A 17,103-nucleotide genomic window follows, 5' to 3' on the forward strand; every position below is an offset into this window, starting at 1 on the left:
GGCCGCAGCGCCCGTCGCGGCGCCCGTCGCTCCGGCATCCGCCCCCGCATCCGCCCCCGTCGACCCCGTGGTTGCGCAGGCGATCGCCGCGGCCGAGACCGTCGTGGCCCAGCAGGTGCAGGCGACCGGCAGCGCCCCGGCGCCGACCCGTGCGACCCTGGACGCCTTCGCCGCCGAGCACGGCATCGACCCTGTTCTGGCCGGCCAGATCCTCAACCGGGTGAGCGCCAAGTTCAAGGCCGGCCGCGCGAAGTAGCGACCACCGGCACGCAGAAGGCGGCGCTCCCACCGGGAGCGCCGCCTTCTCTCGTTTCTGGCGGCAGGCGGCTGCCGGGCGCCGACGCCGCGCCCTACTCGGCGGGGGCCTCCGCGGGCGCTTCGGCGGGCGCCTGGCAGACAGCCCCGGCCTGCAGTGCGGCGGCAGTCTGTTCGACCGACCAGGGCAGCTCGATCAGCGGCGTGCTGGCGTTGCCGGGGGCCGGAGCCTTCGACCCGATCGACGCCAGCTGCATCGCGAGCTGCTGGGCGAATCCCTTGCCTGCGGTGGAGTTGTTGAGCATGACGGCCACGGTGAGGCCCGTGCTCGGGTCGCTGTACGCCGCGGTCAGGAACCCGGGCACCTCGCCGTCCTGCCCGAACAGCGGGCCGATCTTCTGCACGCCGAGCCCGTAGCCCTGCCAGGAGGGCGCGTCGCCGCCGAGCGGGATCGTGGCCAGCTGGGCCTTCGTCGAGCGGCCGCTCAACAGCCGGCCGTCCGCGAGCGCCTGCGACCAGGTCTTCAGGTCTTCCAGGTTCGAGACGACGCCGCCGGCCGCCCCGCCCTGCGAGGGCGAGAGCCGGGTCTCGTCGAGCACAACGGAGCAGTCGCGGGTGCCGTCCGGATTCACTGCGGCCGCGTAGCCGTGCGGCGAGGGGGCGCGGATGTCAAGCCTGCCGTTGTCTGGCAGGCTCGTCTGGGCGAGCCCGAGCGGGCCGAACACGTTCTGCTGGTACAGCTCCGCCCAGCTCGTGCCGGTGTGCGCGGACAGCGCCATGCCGAGCAAGGCAGTCGCCGTCGCCGAGTCCTGCCAGATGGCGCCCGGCGCCGTCGCGGTCGCGGTCGACGCGAGGCCGGCCGAGACGAGCTCCATGTCCGACCAGTTGCGCTTCGGGTTGTTCACGAAGATGCTGCCGAACTGCGTCCTGTAGTCGGCGAGGCCCGCCGTGCCCTGGCAGAGCTGGCCGAGGGTGATGCCGTCGATGCCGGGCAGCCCGGGCAGGAGGTCGGCGACGAGGTCGCTGACCTCGAGCTGGCCGGCATCCGCCAGGCGCAGCATCACGGTGCAGGCCATCGGGCGCTCGCTGGCCGCGCTGCGGAAATGCATGTCGGTGGAGACGGGCACCTTGCCGTCTGCCGTCGTCACGCCCTGCGCACTCGTCCACTCGCCGGCCCACGGCGCCCACACGCCGGCGACGGCACCGGATGCCGCCGACCACTGCATCGCCTGGGCGAGCGCGGCATCGAGCTGCTCGCTCACGGCTGCGGGCAGCGAGCCCCCGTGCTGCGCCGGAAGCTTCGACGGCACCGCGCCGACTTCTCCAGAGCAGCCCGCCAAGCCCAGCGCAAGCACCACGACCGTTCCGGCCGCCAACACGCGGCCAAGCCGACGTCTTTCCCACTGTGCGTTCAATCGATCCCCATCGTTACGCAAAAAATTACCCCCTAATAGGGGAGTCTAACCTCTGGGGCCACCGAAGCTCGCAGAAAGTGACGGCTCCGTTATCGGGAGCACCGATCTCGGCGCCGGGGCGGCCGACGGCCGGCCTCCTACCGCCCGCGGGCGGTGACCGGGCGCTCGCGCTCGGCCTCCGACATGAACCGGCGCACGTTCTCGTCGACGATGATGTCGCTCGGCCGGAGCGGCCGGGTCAGGTAGAGGCCCTCGAGGCTGGTCAGCCGGCTGAGCGCGACGTACGTCTGACCGGGGCTGAACACCCGGGCGCCGAGGTCGACGATCGCCTTGTCGTAGCTGGCGCCCTGGGACTTGTGGATGGTGACCGCCCAGGCCAGGCGCAGCGGGAACTGCGAGAACTCGGCCACGACGTCTTTCACCAGCTTCTTGGTGACCGGGTTGTAGCTGTACTTGAACTTCTCCCAGCTGGCCGGCTCCACCTCGTGCTGCTCGCCGTCGATGTCGACCACCACGGTATCGCTGAGCTCGACGACGGTGCCGATCGTTCCGTTCACCCAGCGCGGGCCGCCGTCGATGGCGCTGTCGTTGCGGAGGAACATCACCTGCGCGCCGATCTTGAGCTCCAGCTTCGCGTCGGCCGGGTAGGCCCGGCCACCGAAGTCGCCCATGATGTCGGCCTCCGCCATCCGGGACTTGCCGGGCAGCTTGGCCAGCGCGCTGGCGTTGATGCGGTTGACGGCGTCGTTGCGGGTGGCCAGCGTGATGGCCCCCTCCTCCGGCAGCGGGCGCCTGGCACCCATGCCGTTCAGCGCGCCCGCGATCTCGGCGGTGACCCGGCCGTGCCGCACGGCGTTCAGCATGCCCTTGAAGGCGCTGTCGCTCTGTCGGTGGATCTCGGTGAGCTCGAAGATGCGCAGCCCCGCCTCCTGCCACACCTTCGCGTCGAAGAACCACATCGAGCGGTAGTGGTCGGCGTAGTAGGCCCGCTCCTCCGGGTCGCCCGGCACCGGCGAGAGCTGGTACGGGTCGCCGAACAGCACGAGCTGCACCCCGCCGAACGGCGTGAACGGCTTCACCCGCGCCTGCCGGAGGCTGCGGTCGATGGCATCCATCAGATCGGCACTGACCATGCTGACCTCGTCGATGACGAGGGTGTCAATGCTGTTGAGGAGCTTCTTGGTCTGGTCGTTCTGGTCGATCTCGTGGTCGGCGATGATGCCGATCGGCAACCGGAACAGCGAGTGGATCGTCTGGCCGCCGACGTTCAGCGCCGCAACCCCGGTCGGCGCCGCGATCGCGATCTGCTTCTCGGTGTTCCAGTTGACGTGGTTCAGCAGCGTCGACTTTCCCGTCCCGGCCCGGCCGGTGACGAAGACGTTGTCGCGGGTGCCTTCGATCGCCTCGAAGATGGCGGCTTGTTCTGGCGACAACGCAAGCGACACGGTGCGCCTTCCTGACGAAATTCTGGCTGCGGATGCAGCAGTCAACTGTATCCGCTCCACCCTGAGATTCACTGGCTTCCCGCCTCGGTGCTGCACAGTCTCCGCACAGCCGCAGGCTCAATAGACTGGGCGGGTGAGCATGGGACAGGGGGATGAGAGCGGGCGTGAGCCGTCCGCCGCTCCGACGAGCCTGCCCGCCACGAGCCCCTTCGGCATCACCGTCCCGGTACAGGTGATCCCCGACCGCGATCTCGGCATCAGCCGCCCGGGCGCACACGCCGCCGGCGCGCCCCTCACCCACGGGGTGACGATCGACACCGACACCGGCGCGACGGTCATGTGGGCTCCTCCGCCGCCGCGGAAGCCTGCCACCCCCGGCACATTGCTGCGCATCGGCGCCCTCTGGGCCGGACTGCTCGGCCTCCTGCTGCTGGCCGCAACGGCCGGCGTGGGCGCCCTCAACCAGCAGTTGTACAGCCCGTCCGGCTTCGTGCAGCAATACCTCGGCGCGCTGGCCGCCGGCGATGCCGAGGCCGCGCTGAGCTTCCCCGGCGTCGAGCCGCAGGCCACCGAGCTCGCCGCCGCCGGTCTGCCGACCACGCTCCCCCGCACGCTGCTGCGCGACACCGTGCTGCGCGCACCCCAGGACGTCCGGGTGATCGGCGACGAACGGGGGAAGAACGGCGTGCACCGCGTGAGCGTCGAGTACACGCTGGCCGGCCAGAAGGCACAGAGCGTCTTCGAGGTCGAGCGCACCGGCACCAACTTCGGCGTGTTCAACGACTGGCGCTTCGCCTCCAGCCCACTCGCCGTGCTGACCGTGACCGTGCTGCACGATGCCGAGTTCTCGGTCAACGGGCTCACCCTCGATACTCGCGCGCACCACGACGCCGATGCGGAGCCCACCTTCTCAAATTCCGCCTCTTACCTGGCGTTCTCCCCCTCCACCTACGAGCTCAGCAAGGACTCCCGACTGCTCGCGGCCGCCCCCGTCACCCTGCCCGTCACCACGAGCGACGTGACCGAGGCGACCGTCGACGTGCAGCCAACGGCCGACTTCGTGAACGACGTGCAGGAGGAGCTCAACAAGTGGCTCGACGAGTCCTGCGCCACGCAGACGGTGCTGCAGCCAACCGGCTGCCCGTTCGGCGTGAACATTGATGACCGCGTCATCAGCGGGCCCACCTGGAGCATCACCGAGTACCCGGCCGTGACGCTCACGCCGGGCGAGAACGCCTTCGAGATGCCGCAGACGCCCGCCGTCGCCCACGTGCAGGTCGAGGTGCAGTCGCTCTTCGACGGCGACGTCGAGATGCTCGACCAGGACGAGCCCTTCTCCATGGCCCTCTCCGTGACGATCACGCCCAGCGGCAGCCTGGACATCAAGCTGCACTAGTCGCGGCGCCACGGGGGCACCGGGGCGCCGCTCCGCCGGCCTCAGCGCCTGGCCCACACCCCCGGGCACTCCCCCGCTGGCTCCCGGGCTTCGGGCGCTGCACTGCTCCTTCGTCGCGGCGCGGCACCCTCCAGCCGACGTGGAGAGAGGCGCGGCCCTGTCAGGCCGACGTGGAGAGAGGCGCGGCCGAGTCAAGCGGGCGCCGCCTCCCGTTGGCTCGAGGGAGCGCCAGCGACCGAAGCCAACGCCCCGAGAGTGCAGTTCTCGCGCAGGGCGGCGCAACAACTGCGCGATTCCTGCACTTTGAATCGATTCACTGCACGCGGAGCCACGGAACTCGCGGGGGAGGGGGACTGCCGGGTCGCCCGCTTAGCGCCGGGCGTCGTCGCGCTGGGCGATCCGGGCGAGGTTCTCGTTGTACGCGTTCAACTCGGCATCGTTCGTGCGTTCCGCGTTGCGATCGCTGCGCTTGGTCTCCTTGGCATCCGAGCGACTCCACTGGATCGCCACGGCGATCGCCAGCGCCAGCGTCGGGATCTCGCCGACGCTCCAGGCGATGCCGCCGCCCATCTGTTGGTCGGCGATGGCGCTGAGGCCCCAGTCGCGGCCCATCGCTCCGTACCAGTCGGCCAGCAGCAGGCCCGTGCCCGTCATGATCGCCAGGCCGAAGAAGGCGTGGAACGCCATCGTGCCGAGCAGCAGCAGCAGGCGGAACGGGTAGGGGAGGCGGTACGGCACCGGGTCGATGCCGATCAGCGACTGCACGAACAGGTAGCCCGTGATGAGGAAGTGCACCGTCATCCACTGGTGGCCGATGTGGTCGCTCGTGGCCCAGCTGAACAGCGGGCTGAAGTAGAACACCCAGAGCGAGCTGACGAACAGCACGGCGGCCACGATCGGGTTGGCGATGACCATGGCGAACTTGGAGTGCACGGCGAGCAGGATCCACTCGCGCGGGCCCCGGCTGCCGTCCTTGCGCGGGCGGATGGCGCGCATGGCGAGCGTCACCGGCGCACCGGGCACCAGCAACACCGGGATCGCCATGGTCAGCGCCATGTGGGCCAGCATGTGCGTGCTGAAGAGGTACTTGCCGTACACGGCGACGCCGCCGCTGGTGACGTAGAACAGCGCCAGCAGGCCGGTGATCCAGAGCACGATGCGGTAGATCGGCCACTTGTCGCCGCGCTTGCGCAGGCGCCAGACGCCCGCCAGGTAGAAGAAGATGCCGAAGACGCAGGCCAGCAGCCAGATCAGGTCGACGTTCCACTCGGTGAAGTAGCGGGCGAAGGTGAGTTCGGGCGGCAGCGGCTCGCCGGTGAGCAGCTCCGCTGCCGAGCGGGTGCTGGCGAGGGCCTCTGAGACGGGCGGGGCGGTGCTGCCCAGGGCGACGGCGACGCCGGAGGCGACGCCCATGAAGGCGAGCTCGGCGATGACGAAGCCCCAGAACCAGCGCGCGCCGGCGGATGCCGCGGCAACGGTGGCCGCGGAGCCCGCCGCCACCGAGTCGACGGCGCGCTGCATCCGCCCGATGAAGAACTGTCGCTGCACGACGCCGAACACGCCGAGGATCAGCAGGGCCGCGACCTTGACGAGCACGAGCACGCCGTAGCCGGTCAGCAGCGCCTCGACGTTGCCCAGGCGCAGCCAGGCGCTGACGACGCCGGAGATGGCCAACACGATGAAGCAGAGCAGCGCGATCGTCGAGTAGCGCGCCAGCACGGTGATCAGCCGGCGCCCGTCCAGCTGCTTGCGCAGCAGCACGATGGTGAGGAGCCCGCCGAGCCAGACTGCGGCCGAGACGAGGTGCAGCCCCAGGCCGGTGACGGCGGCATTGTGGCCGGCGGCGCCCGCCGCGTGCCCCTGCTGGGCCATCGGCACGAGTCCGGCGACGGCCAGCACGGTGACGAAGACGAGCAACGTGTGGTTGCGCACGGCGAAGCAGAGCACGGTGACGGCGGCGCCGACGAGCGTCGTGATCAGCCAGGACTGTCCGAGCTCGATCTGGGTCAGGAACTGGCTGAGCGAGGCGCCGAACTGGCTGTCGGGGGAGAAGCTCGCGCCGGTCACCGAGAGGTAGGTGAAGAAGCCTGTGACGGCGGACGCCACGGTGAACAGGGCCGCGGATGCGGCGGCCACGTCAAGGGCGGCGTTGAACTCGGGCTTCTTCGGGCTGAAGGCGTAGCAGGCGAGCACCAGCGCGCCGATCATGCCGGCCGCGCCGAGGTTGACCAGCAGCTTGCTGATGGGCAGGCCCCAGCGCACGACGGCGCCCGGGTCCTGCAGCAGTTGGGGGGCGGCGCCGCCGCCAAAGGTGAGGCCGGCGACGAGGGCCGCGAGCGCGAGCATCAGAAGCACGGCTGGGCCGAGAACACGGGTCAGTCGAAGCACCTCACCAGCCTACGCTCTGCTGGCTGGGGGCTTTAACGGCGCAGGGGATCCCGCCATCCGGCGGGATCCCCTGCGAACGCGTTGAGTCGAGACTTACGCCTTGGCTGCAGCCTTCAGCTTGCTGCCGGCGCTGACCTTGACCGAGTAGCCAGCGGCGATCTCGATGGTGGCGCCGGTCTGCGGGTTGCGGCCGGTGCGAGCTGCACGGTGGGTGCGCTCGACGGCGAGCCAGCCCGGGATCGAAACCTTGACGCCGGCGCTGACGGCCGAGGCGAGCTCGTCGAACAGGCCGCCGAGAACGGCGTCGACAGTTGCCTGGCTCTGGTTGGTCGAAGCGGCGATCTTCGCGACGAGCTCGGTCTTGTTAAGCGACTTGTCAGCCATTGAGTGTCCTCCTCGGACCGTTATCTGTCAGAAACAGCTAATCGAATCTGGGGGCGTACGGCTCGAAAAGCCGCTCCCCGTGGTCGGTTGACCGCTTTGAACGTAACAGAGATCCGCGGATTCACGCGGATTTCGGCGTCTTTTGACACATATTTACGGCGTGTTCGCCCTCGGCGGAGCGAAAAGGGCATTTTGCGGCATCCGGCCGCCGTTTTCGGACGAGAGCGCGGCCACACAGTGCGGGCGCAAAAGAAGAAGGGCGCCGACCGAAGTCGACGCCCTTCTCAAACCGTTACCGGTCCGGCTGGTACTTACCAGCTGGACTTGGTGATGCCCGGGAGCTCACCGCGGTGGGCCATGTCGCGGAAGCGAACACGGCTGACACCGAACTTGGTGAGGACACCGCGGGGGCGGCCGTCGATCGCGTCGCGCGAGCGAACACGGATCGGCGATGCGTTGCGGGGGAGCTTCTGCAGGCCGACGCGTGCGGCCTCGCGGGACTCGTCGGTGCCGTTCGGGTCGACGAGAGCCTTCTTCAGCTCGAGACGCTTTGCAGCGTAGCGCTCAACGATAACCTTGCGCTGTTCGTTGCGGGCAATCTTGCTCTTCTTAGCCATTTTTAGCGCTCCTCACGGAAGTCGACGTGCTTGCGCACTACAGGGTCGTACTTCTTCAGCACGAGGCGGTCAGGGTTGTTGCGACGGTTCTTGCGCGTGACATAGGTGTAACCCGTGCCTGCGGTCGAGCGAAGCTTGATGATCGGACGTACGTCCTGCTGCTTTGCCACTAGATCTTCTCCCCACGAGCAAGGATGTCCTTGACGACGGACTCAATGCCACGAGCGTCAATGACCTTGATGCCCTTGGCCGACAGCTGCAGCGTGACGTTGCGGCGAAGCGACGGCACGTAGTAGGTCTTCTTCTGCACGTTCGGGTCGAAGCGGCGCTTCGTACGACGGTGCGAGTGCGAAATGTTGTGTCCGAAGCCGGGAACAGCTCCGGTCACCTGGCAGGTTGCTGCCATGGTTTCCTCCAATACCGAGAGACGAATTGCCTCTCCCAAGATCCCTTGTCGGCACGCGTCCTCCCAACATCTTCAAGAAGGTGGGGGAGTAGTCGTGCGAAACCGGGTGTTAGGTTCACCCGGCCAAGGGGAAAGTCTACGTGGCTCGGGCGTGTCGCGCAAACCGGGCGGCGTGGCCCGCCGCAGGGCAGCCGGGGGCTAGGCGCGGTCGGCGAGCTCGCGCGTGCAGTTGGCGCAGAAGCCGAAGACGTCCACGACGTGGGCCGGCTGGGTGAAGCCGTGCTCCGCCGCCATCGCCTGGGCCCAGGTCTCGACGGCATCCGCGGCGATCTCGACCGTCAGGCCGCACTTGCGGCAGATCAGGTGGTGGTGGTGGCCGGTGCTGCTGCAGGCGCGGTAGATGCTCTCGCCCTCCGGGGACTGCAGCATGTCGGCCTCGCCCTCGCCGGCCAGGTCGGACAGCGCCCGGTAGACCGTGGCCAGCCCGATGGGGGAGCCGGTCGCGTGCAGTGTCTGGTGCAGCGACTGCGCGCTGATGAAACCGTCGGTCAGCGCCAGAGCCTCACGCACAGCCTCACGCTGCCACGTATTGCGCCTTACCACCATGGCGTCTCCACCTCGTTCTCGCTAACTTCCAGCGTACCCCGGCACGACACGCCGCCGGCCGCGTCCCCAGGCAATCAGCCGGCAGCCGACGTAGATCGCGAAGGAGATCGTGGTGATGTACGGGCTGATCGGCAGGGAGCCGCCGATGGCGAGCAGGATGCCGCCGACGGCCGCCGTCAGGCCGAACAGCACGCTGAGCACCGGCACGAGCAGGGGGGAGGAGCTCACCCGCATCGCGGCGGCGGCCGGCGTCACGAGCAGGGCGAGCACGAGCAGCGCGCCGATGATCTGCACCGAGACCGCGACGATGAGGCCGAGCAGCAGCATGAACGCGAAGGAGAGGAAGCGGGTGGGCACGCCGCGGGCGGCCGCCACGTCGCTGTCCAGGCTGTCGAAGCTGAGCGGACGCCAGATCAGCAGCATCCCGATCAGAACCACGAGGCTCATGCCGATCAGCCAGCCGAGCTGCGGGTCGTCGACCGAGACGATCTGGCCGGTCAGCAGGCCGAACTTGTTGGCGCTGCGGCCCGGGTAGAGGGCGAGGAAGAGGATGCCGAGGCCGAGGCCGAACGGCATCAGCACGCCGACGATCGAGTTGCGGTCGCGCGCCTTGGCGCCGAGCACGCCGATGACGAGGGCGGCGATCAGGGCGCCGGCGACGGAGCCGGCGACGACGTTCACCCCGAACAGGAGGGCTGCGGCGGCCCCGGCGAAGGAGAGCTCGCTGATGCCGTGCACGGCGAAGGCCATGTCGCGCTGCATCACGAAGACGCCGACGAGGCCGCCGACGATGCCGAGAACGGCTGCGGCGATGATCGAGTTGGAGACGAGCCCGAGCAGGGCGCCGTAGTCGCTGAAGTCGAACATCCGCGACCAGAGGTCGCCGGCGTCACCCTCGGCCAGGCGGATCAGTGCGAGGCTCATGCGGGCAGCTCCCCGGCGTGGTGGTGGTGGGCTTCGGCATCCGGGTCGCCGACGACGATCACGCGCCCGCCGATGCGGATGCACTCGACGGGGGTGCCGTAGAGCTCGGTGAGCACGGCGGACTGCAGCACCTCGTCGGGGGTACCGATGCGGAACTGGCCGCCGGCCAGGTAGAGGATGCGGTCGACCATGCCGAGGATCGGGTTGACGTCGTGGGTGACGAAGAGCACGGCGGTGTTGTGCTCGCGCCGGCGCCGGTCGATGAGCTCGCTGACGCCGCGCTGGTGCTGGAGGTCGAGGCTGAGCAGCGGCTCGTCGCAGAGCAGCAGCAACGGGTCGCCGGCGAGGGCCTGGCCCACTCGGAGCCGCTGCTGCTCGCCGCCGCTCAGGTTGCCGACGGGCTCGTTGCCGTAGCGGGTGGCGCCGACCGCCTCGAGCAGCGCGTCGACGTGCTCGCGCTCGGCGCGGCGCGTGAAGGGCAGGCCGAAACGGTGCCCGTTGACGCCGAGGGTGAGGAGGTCGCGGCCGCGGAGCGGGGTGCCGGGTCCGATGAGCTTCTGCTGCGGGATGTAGCCGATGCGGCGGTCGCCGCGGCGCACCGGGCCGCAGGCGAAGCGGATGCTGCCCGAGTCAAGCGGCTGCTGGCCGAGCACGGTCTTCAGCATGCTGGTCTTGCCGGAGCCGTTCGGGCCGAGCACCGCGATGAACTCGCCCGGCGCGATGTCGAGGTTCAGCCCGTTCCAGAGGGTGCGGTCGCCGAAGCCGAGTGCGGCGCCCTCGAGGCTGAGCACCGCGCTCACGCGCTGAGCGCCTTCTCGAGGGCCGTCACGTTGTCGCCCATCCAGGAGACGTAGGTGCTGCCGTCCGGCAGGGTCTCGGCGAAGTCGACGACGGGCACGGATGCCGCCACCGCGGCGTCGCGCACGAGCTCGGTCTGCGGGCTGGCCGTCTGCTGGTTGTAGGCGAGCAGCGCCACGTGGCCAGAAACCAGCTCGATCATCTGCTGCAGCGCGCGCGGGGCGACATCGTCGCCCTCCTCGATCGCGTTACTGAAGGACGCCGGGGTCTCGTTGTGCAGGCCGGCCGCCTCGAGCAGGTAGAGCGGCACCGGCTCGGTGATCGCGACGGGGATTCCGGCGTGGGTCGCGGCCAGAGCGCTGGTGCGCGCCTCGAGCTCGACGAGCTGGGCGTCGAATGCGGCGGCGTTCGCGGCGAAATCTGCCGCCTTGTCCGGTGCGCGCGAAGCGAGCTCAGCCTCGAGCGCCTCGGCCAGGTGGCGCATGGTGTCGAAGTTGTACCAGAGGTGCTCATTGAAGCCGGTGACGTGGTCGTGGTCGGCGTGCGCGTTCGCGTCGGCATGCTCGTCCTCGGCGTGGTCGTGGTCGGCGTGCGCGTTCGCGTCGGCATGCTCGTCCTCGGCATGGTCGTCCTCGGCGTGGTCGTGGTCGGCGTCGGCCTCCGCGTCGGCCGGCAGCAGGCCGGAGAGCTCGGAGACATTCAGCACGGTGCGGCCGGGGCGGCCGTCATCCGCCAGCAGGGCCGTCATGAAGCTGTCGTAGCCGGCGCCGTTCTCGATGACGATGTCGGCGCGACTGACCTCGAGCCGGTCGCGCGCCGAGGCCTCATAGGAGTGTGGGTCGTTGACCGAGCTGTCGATGATGCTGGTCACGGATGCCGAGTCGCCGGCGATCTCGGAGGCAATCTGGCCGTACACGCTCGTCGAGGCCACGATGCTCAGCTCTGCTCCCGCCGCGGCGGTCGAGCCGGTCTCGGCGCTGCTCGCGCCGCTGCAGGCGACGAGCCCGAGGGTGAGGCCGAGCGCTCCCGCCATGATGGCGAGGGACTTGTTGGCTCGGTTCCGCTTGGTCATGTGACCACGCTACGCCTTATTGATAATGATTGTCAAAACCAATTGCGTCCCGCCAACGGGGGACCTCGATGTCGACCCGGCGTGGCAGAGTGGTGTCGTGGACACCCTGACCGAACGACTCATCCTGCACCCCTTCACGGTGGAGGAGGCCGAGCGCGTGCTCGCCGGCACGCCCGGCGAGGAGGACAGGTGGGAGGGCGGATACCCCTTCGCCGACGAGCTCGACGTGGTGCGCATGTTCCTCAGCATCGTCGAGGAGCAGGGCGATCCGGCCCCGTTCGGGCCGTACATCGTGCGCCGCATCGACGACGGAGCGGCCATCGGCGGCATCGGCTTCTTCGGCGCTCCGGATGCCGACGGGCTGGTCGAGTTCGGATTCGGGCTCGTCCCGGGCGTGCGCGGCCACGGCTTCGCGACGGAGGCGGTGCGCGGCGCCCTCGCCATCGCGGCGCAGAACGGCGCCAGGGCGGCCAGGGCCGACACCACGCCGGACAACGAGCCCGCCCAGCATGTGCTGCGGAAGGCCGGGATGAGTGAGATCTCCCGCGACGCCGAGACGGTCCTGTTCGAGATCGCCCTCCCCGACGCCTGAGCCCGGCGACTCGCAGGGCTGCGCGATCCAGCTGGTCGGGAGGCCGACGGCGGATCGGGAGGCCACTACCGGTCGAAAGCTGCCTCCCGATGCCGCGGTTGCCTCCGCATCCGGCGAGGATCCCTCGGTGGCTCGAGGGAGCGCCAGCGACCGAAGCCAACATCTCGACACGCTCGATCAGCGGGACCTCCGCTGGTTGGGCCTCTCGAAGCCCCGCCAGAACGACGAGGGGCCCGCGCAGTCTCCCGCACGGGCCCTCGCGCCGCGAGCGGCGCCGTCGTTACTTCGTCAGCGAGTCCACGTAGTCCTGGTTCGCGCTGATCCAGTCCGCCACGGCCGGGGCGTAGTCGCTGCCCGATCCGCCCGAGTTGAACATGGCGTTCTCCAGCGAGGCGAGCTGCTTCGAGTCGAGCGTGAAGTCCTTCAGCCACCCGGAGAGGGTCGGGAAGTTGGCCTCGAAGCTCTTGCCGCCGAAGGAGTGCACGCCCTCGGCCGCGCCGAGCAGGCCCTGCGGGTCGGCGAGGTCCTTGACCGGGAAGGCGTCGTAGGCCCAGTGCGGCTGCCACAGCGTGACGGCGATGTTCTCGCCGGCCTTCGTGGCCGCCTTGAGCTCGCTGAGCATGGCCGGCGTCGAGCTGGTCAGGTACTCCATGCCTTCGAGCTTGTACCCGGGGATGACGGCGTCGGTGGTGACCTCGGTGAGCCCGGCGCCCGGCTCGATGCCGACGAGGCGGTTGCCGAACAGCTCCGCGTTGTCGGCGAGCTCCTCGAGCGAGTCGATCGGGGCGTCCTCGTTCACCGCGATGGTGAGCTTGGCCTCGGTGTTCCAGGCGCCGAGGTCGACGAGATCGTCGCCGTACTTCTCGATGTAGCTGGCGTGCGTGATCGGCAGCCAGGTGTCGAGCACGACGTCGTAGTCATCGGTGGTCAGGCCGGTGTAGACCGGGGCGACATCGGCGTACTCCAGGGTGACGTTGTAGCCCTTCTCGTCGAGAATGGCCTTCCACAGCTCCGAGGCGGCGACGCCCTCGTCCCAGCCGTTGAAGACGGCAATCGTCAGGTCTTTCTGGTCGCCGTTCTCGAGAACTTCCGCTTCCGGTGCGGCGCAGCCGGTGAGGGCGAGCAGGGTTGCGGCTCCGAGGGCCGTCAGGGTGAGCGCTGAGCGCGTTTTCATGGTGTTCCTTTCGTTCCGCCGTGCCACGCGGGCCCGGTCGGGGATTGGTACGGAGGGAGTGAAGTCGGGTGTCAGGCGGCGACGGGTTCGGCGGCGCGCGCCGGGGCGTCGGCCGCGGCGTCCGGTGCCGGTGTGCGCCGGAAGAGCTTCGTGCGCGGCCGGCCGAGTGCGGCCGTCAGCCGGTCGAGGATGATGGCGAGGATCACCACGGAGAGGCCGGCCTCGAAGCCGAGGGCGACGTCGATGCGGTTGAGGCTGGCCACGACCTGGCCGCCGAGGCCGCCGGCGCCGACCATGCCGGCGATGACGACCATCGAGAGCGAGAGCATGATGACCTGGTTGATGCCGGCGAGGATCGTCGGCATGGCCAGCGGCAGCTGGATCTGGCGCAGGATCCGGGCGGGGGAGGAGCCGAAGGCGTGGGCGGCCTCGACGACCTCCTTGTCGACGCCGCGGATGCCCAGCTCGGTCATGCGCACGCCGGGGGCCATCGCGAAGATGATGGTCGCCACGATGCCGGGCACGACGCCGACGCGGAACAGGATCAGCGCGGGAATCAGGTACACGAACGCGGGCATCGTCTGCATGAAGTCGAGGATCGGCTTGATCACGGCGGATGCCGTGCCCGAGCGGGCGGCGAGGATGCCGAGCGGCACGCTCACGATGATGGCGATCGCGCTGGCCACGAGCACCAGGGCGAGGGTGTCCATCGCGTTGCCCCACTGGCCGAGCAGCACGATGAGCACGAGGCCGAGGGCCGAGCCCGCGGCGAACAGCCAGCCGCGCAGGTACAGCCCGAGCAGGGTGACAACCGCGATGACGGCCCAGAACGGCGGGGCGGCCAGGGCCAGGTCGACCACGTCGTAGAGCCCGCCGAAGGCGGCGCGCAGGCCGCCGAAGAACCAGCCGAGGGTCTCGGTCAGGAACTCGATGAAGGCCTCGACCCAGGGGCCGAGCGGGATGACCGGGCTGGTGGGCGGGGTGCTGGGCAGGAGGGCGGGGATCATCGCAGGCTCCCTTCGAGCGCGGCATCCGCCGGCTCTGTCGGGCCGCCCGTGGCGAGCAGCGTCTCGGTGACGACGTCGACGGGGATGGTGGCCGGCGGGTCGATCATCACCGGCACCTCGCCGGTGTGGCTCGACACGTTGCCGAGGGCGGCCAGCAGGGTGACGCGCGGGATGACGCCGAGCAGGCGCGTGCGGGAGTCGACGACGGCCAGCGGCAGATCGCTCTCGACGGAGGCCTCGACGAGGTCGCTGAGGTTGGTGTCGGCGTCGACCGCCGAGAGGTCGTGGCGCACGACGAGCGAGAGGTCGGTCTCGCGGTTCTTCACCTGGCGGATGACGTCGCGGTCGCGCACGACGCCGAGCAGTGTGCGGCCGTTGCCGAGCACGTAGGCGGCAGAGGTCTGCAGATCTCGCATGGTGCGGAGAGCCGCGCGCGGGCCGGCCGAGAGCGAGACGATCGCCCGTGCCGGCTCCATCACGCTGGAGGCCGTGAGCACTCTGGCCCGGTCAACGTCCTGCACGAACTGGGCGACGTAGTCGTTGGCCGGGTCGGTCAGGATCTCCTCCGGCGTGCCGATCTGCACGATGCGGCCGTCGCGCATCACGGCGATGCGGTCGCCGAGGAACATGGCCTCGTTGAGGTCGTGGGTGATGAAGATGATCGTCTTGCCGAGCTCGGCCTGCAGCTCGACGAGCTGCTCCTGCATCTCGCGGCGGATCAGCGGGTCCAGGGCCGAGAACGCCTCGTCCATGAGCAGGATGTCGGTATCTGCGGCGAGGGCGCGGGCCAGGCCGACGCGCTGCTGCATGCCGCCGGAGAGCTGCGCGGGAAGCTTGTCCTCCCAGCCGGCCAGACCGACGATGCCGATGATGGTGTTCGCCCGGGCCCGGCGCTCCTCGAGCGGAACGCCCTGCACCTCGAGCCCGTAGGCGACGTTGTCGATCACGGTGCGGTGCGGCAGCAGGGCGAAGTGCTGGAAGACCATCGAGACGCTCTGCCGGCGCACGGCGCGCAGCTGCTTCGGGGCCAGCCCGGTGATGGTGGTCCCGGCCACCTCGACGGTTCCGCTGGTGGGGGCGAGCAGGCCGTTGAGCATGCGGATGAGGGTGGACTTGCCGGAGCCGGAGAGCCCCATGACGACGAAGATCTCGCCGCGCTTGACCTCGAAGGTGGCGTCGATCACCGCGGCGGTCTGCTCGGCGGGAAGGCTGCCTCGCTCGGCGCCGGCCCGGAGCCTGGCGACGGTGTCGAGCGGTTTTCTGCCGAATGCCTTGTAGAGCGCTGCAGCTCGAACGGCGGGCGCGGTGGGCACGGCGGGGTAGGGATTGTCGGACACGTGTTGTACTCCGCGCGCACGCCGAATAACGCTTCCTCGGCGTGTGCTTTCGCTTATTGCGGCCGGGTCGGAGACGAATGCTGGGCGTGTGGTCTCAAGCGGCAAACACGGTGTTTGCGGCGAATCACACTGCCCGCTGACGGGGCCACGGGGCCGCCGCCGACATCATCCGACCATACGCCCGGCTCGATTCTGCACAGGCAGGAATCGCGCCGACCGCGGACTGGATTGTGGCCAACTTCGGCCTCATCGAAGCTATCAACCGAGGCCCGGGGAGACTAATCGAGAACCGCCCACAGCCTGTGGATAACCGGCGGGCCGTGCGCAGGATCCCCGCCGTTGCTGGGCAGGGCACCCATCCTGAGCGTTATACGTTCGTTACCTTTCGCGGCGCTCTCCACCGTCGCCTGGACGCGCCGACCGCGGCTCGCGTGCGCGTAGCACGCGGAACGTGGTGCATGCTGACCGCCGGGACGCCGCGCCAGTCGGGGCGCGCGGAGCCGTCGGGGAGCGCGGACTCAGTCGAGCAGCAGCGCCGGCTCCTCGATGATCGAGGCGACGTCGGCCAGGAAGCGGCTGGCGACATCCCCGTCGACGACGCGGTGGTCGAAGCTGGCGCCGATCGTGGTGACGTAGCGGGCGCGCACCTCGCCGTCGACGACCCACGGCTTCTGCTTGATCGTGCCGAGGGCGACGATGGCGACCTCGCCCGGGTTGAGGATCGGCGTGCCGGTGTCCATGCCGAAGACGCCGATGTTGGTGATCGTGATCGTGCCGCCGCTCATCTCGGCCGGGCTGGTCTTGCCGTCGCGGGCGGTGATGGTCAGCTGCTCGAGCGCGCCGGCCAGCTGGAGCAGGCTCATCGCCTGCGCCTCCTTGACGTTGGGCACGATCAGGCCGCGCGGGGTGGCCGCGGCGATGCCGAGGTTCACGTAGTGCTTGACGACGATCTCCTCGTCGCCCCAGGCCGCGTTCACGGTGGGGTTGCGGCGCACCGCCCAGATCATCGCCTTGGCCATGATCAGCAGCGGCGACACCTTCACGCCGGCGAAGTCGGTGGAGCTCTTGAGACGTTTCACGAACTCCATGGTGCGGGTCGCGTCCACGTCGACGAAGAGGCTGACGTGCGGCGCGGAGAAGGCGCTGGACACCATGGCGTTGGCGATGGCCTTGCGCACGCCCTTGACGGGGATCTTGTCCTCGCGACCCTCCGGCCACTCCGGCGTCTCGATGTTGCGGAACACGCTCACCTGCGAGGCGGCGCGGATCACGTCGTCGCGGGTGATG

Annotated in this window: 18 protein-coding genes; 3 read left to right on the top strand and 15 right to left on the bottom strand. The window is 69.5% G+C overall.

Annotated elements, in window-relative coordinates; all coding sequences use genetic code 11:
• Positions 1-256 (top strand): hypothetical protein (locus GY24_RS17920; protein WP_193953598.1); only part of this gene is annotated, 256 nt, incomplete at its 5' end.
• Positions 257-350: 94 nt separating this feature from the next.
• Here the strand turns inward: GY24_RS17920 and GY24_RS14325 are convergent.
• Positions 351-1,565, bottom strand: coding sequence for a serine hydrolase domain-containing protein (locus tag GY24_RS14325; protein WP_104476905.1), 1,215 nt, complete (start codon positions 1,563-1,565; stop codon positions 351-353).
• Positions 1,566-1,807: 242 nt separating this feature from the next.
• Positions 1,808-3,115, bottom strand: a complete 1,308-nt coding sequence (locus GY24_RS14330; protein WP_104476907.1) for an ATP-dependent DNA helicase — start codon at positions 3,113-3,115, stop codon at positions 1,808-1,810.
• 133 nt (positions 3,116-3,248) lie between these two features.
• Between GY24_RS14330 and GY24_RS14335 the strand changes: the two genes are divergently transcribed.
• Positions 3,249-4,511 (top strand): hypothetical protein, encoded by a 1,263-nt coding sequence (locus tag GY24_RS14335; protein WP_104476909.1) that lies wholly within the window; start codon positions 3,249-3,251, stop codon positions 4,509-4,511.
• A gap of 369 nt (positions 4,512-4,880) precedes the next feature.
• On the opposite strand, the gene GY24_RS14340 is transcribed toward GY24_RS14335, so the two are convergent.
• The 9 genes from GY24_RS14340 to GY24_RS14380 form a co-directional block, all read right to left on the bottom strand.
• Positions 4,881-6,857, bottom strand: a complete 1,977-nt coding sequence (locus GY24_RS14340) for a cytochrome c oxidase assembly protein (RefSeq protein ID WP_104476911.1) — start codon at positions 6,855-6,857, stop codon at positions 4,881-4,883.
• Positions 6,858-6,992: 135 nt separating this feature from the next.
• Positions 6,993-7,283 carry an HU family DNA-binding protein gene (locus tag GY24_RS14345; RefSeq protein WP_083362472.1) on the bottom strand — a complete coding sequence of 97 codons (291 nt, stop codon included), beginning with the start codon at positions 7,281-7,283 and terminating at the stop codon, positions 6,993-6,995.
• Positions 7,284-7,594: 311 nt separating this feature from the next.
• Positions 7,595-7,900, bottom strand: coding sequence for a 30S ribosomal protein S14 (gene rpsN, locus GY24_RS14350; RefSeq protein ID WP_047408199.1), 306 nt, complete (start codon positions 7,898-7,900; stop codon positions 7,595-7,597).
• Between the two features lie 2 nt (positions 7,901-7,902).
• Entirely contained in the window at positions 7,903-8,070 is a 168-nt protein-coding gene (gene rpmG, locus GY24_RS14355; RefSeq protein ID WP_011187086.1) for a 50S ribosomal protein L33, read from the bottom strand.
• Positions 8,070-8,306: a 50S ribosomal protein L28 gene (rpmB, locus tag GY24_RS14360; RefSeq protein WP_055841436.1), complete on the bottom strand. Its 237-nt coding sequence runs from the start codon at positions 8,304-8,306 to the stop codon at positions 8,070-8,072. The genes rpmG and rpmB overlap by 1 nt, the downstream gene beginning before the upstream one ends.
• A 198-nt stretch (positions 8,307-8,504) precedes the next feature.
• A complete protein-coding gene (locus GY24_RS14365; RefSeq protein WP_083365247.1) occupies positions 8,505-8,909 on the bottom strand; it encodes a Fur family transcriptional regulator in 405 nt (134 codons plus the stop codon).
• 24 nt (positions 8,910-8,933) lie between these two features.
• The gene (locus GY24_RS14370) at positions 8,934-9,836 is read right to left on the bottom strand and encodes a metal ABC transporter permease (RefSeq protein WP_104476913.1); all 903 of its coding nucleotides are present in this window, start codon (positions 9,834-9,836) and stop codon (positions 8,934-8,936) included.
• The gene (locus GY24_RS14375) at positions 9,833-10,636 is read right to left on the bottom strand and encodes a metal ABC transporter ATP-binding protein (RefSeq protein ID WP_104476915.1); all 804 of its coding nucleotides are present in this window, start codon (positions 10,634-10,636) and stop codon (positions 9,833-9,835) included. The genes GY24_RS14370 and GY24_RS14375 overlap by 4 nt, the downstream gene beginning before the upstream one ends.
• The gene (locus tag GY24_RS14380; RefSeq protein WP_104476917.1) at positions 10,633-11,706 is read right to left on the bottom strand and encodes a metal ABC transporter solute-binding protein, Zn/Mn family; all 1,074 of its coding nucleotides are present in this window, start codon (positions 11,704-11,706) and stop codon (positions 10,633-10,635) included. The genes GY24_RS14375 and GY24_RS14380 overlap by 4 nt, the downstream gene beginning before the upstream one ends.
• 97 nt (positions 11,707-11,803) lie before the next feature.
• On the opposite strand from GY24_RS14380, the gene GY24_RS14385 reads away from it, so the two are divergent.
• Positions 11,804-12,298, top strand: a complete 495-nt coding sequence (locus GY24_RS14385; protein ID WP_202972959.1) for a GNAT family N-acetyltransferase — start codon at positions 11,804-11,806, stop codon at positions 12,296-12,298.
• 280 nt (positions 12,299-12,578) lie between these two features.
• Here GY24_RS14385 and GY24_RS14390 read toward each other — a convergent pair whose 3' ends face one another.
• The 4 genes from GY24_RS14390 to GY24_RS14405 all read right to left on the bottom strand — a co-directional run.
• On the bottom strand, positions 12,579-13,472 hold the full coding sequence (locus GY24_RS14390) for a glycine betaine ABC transporter substrate-binding protein (RefSeq protein WP_104476920.1): 894 nt from the start codon (positions 13,470-13,472) through the stop codon (positions 12,579-12,581).
• A gap of 71 nt (positions 13,473-13,543) precedes the next feature.
• Positions 13,544-14,479: an ABC transporter permease gene (locus GY24_RS14395; RefSeq protein WP_104476923.1), complete on the bottom strand. Its 936-nt coding sequence runs from the start codon at positions 14,477-14,479 to the stop codon at positions 13,544-13,546.
• Positions 14,476-15,816: a quaternary amine ABC transporter ATP-binding protein gene (locus GY24_RS14400; RefSeq protein ID WP_233279382.1), complete on the bottom strand. Its 1,341-nt coding sequence runs from the start codon at positions 15,814-15,816 to the stop codon at positions 14,476-14,478. The genes GY24_RS14395 and GY24_RS14400 overlap by 4 nt, the downstream gene beginning before the upstream one ends.
• A gap of 518 nt (positions 15,817-16,334) precedes the next feature.
• Positions 16,335-17,103 (bottom strand): dihydrolipoamide acetyltransferase family protein (locus GY24_RS14405; protein WP_133161210.1); only part of this gene is annotated, 769 nt, incomplete at its 5' end.

Source organism: Microterricola pindariensis (genome assembly GCF_002936985.1).
In the GTDB taxonomy this organism is placed as follows: Bacteria; Actinomycetota; Actinomycetes; order Actinomycetales; family Microbacteriaceae; genus Microterricola; species Microterricola pindariensis.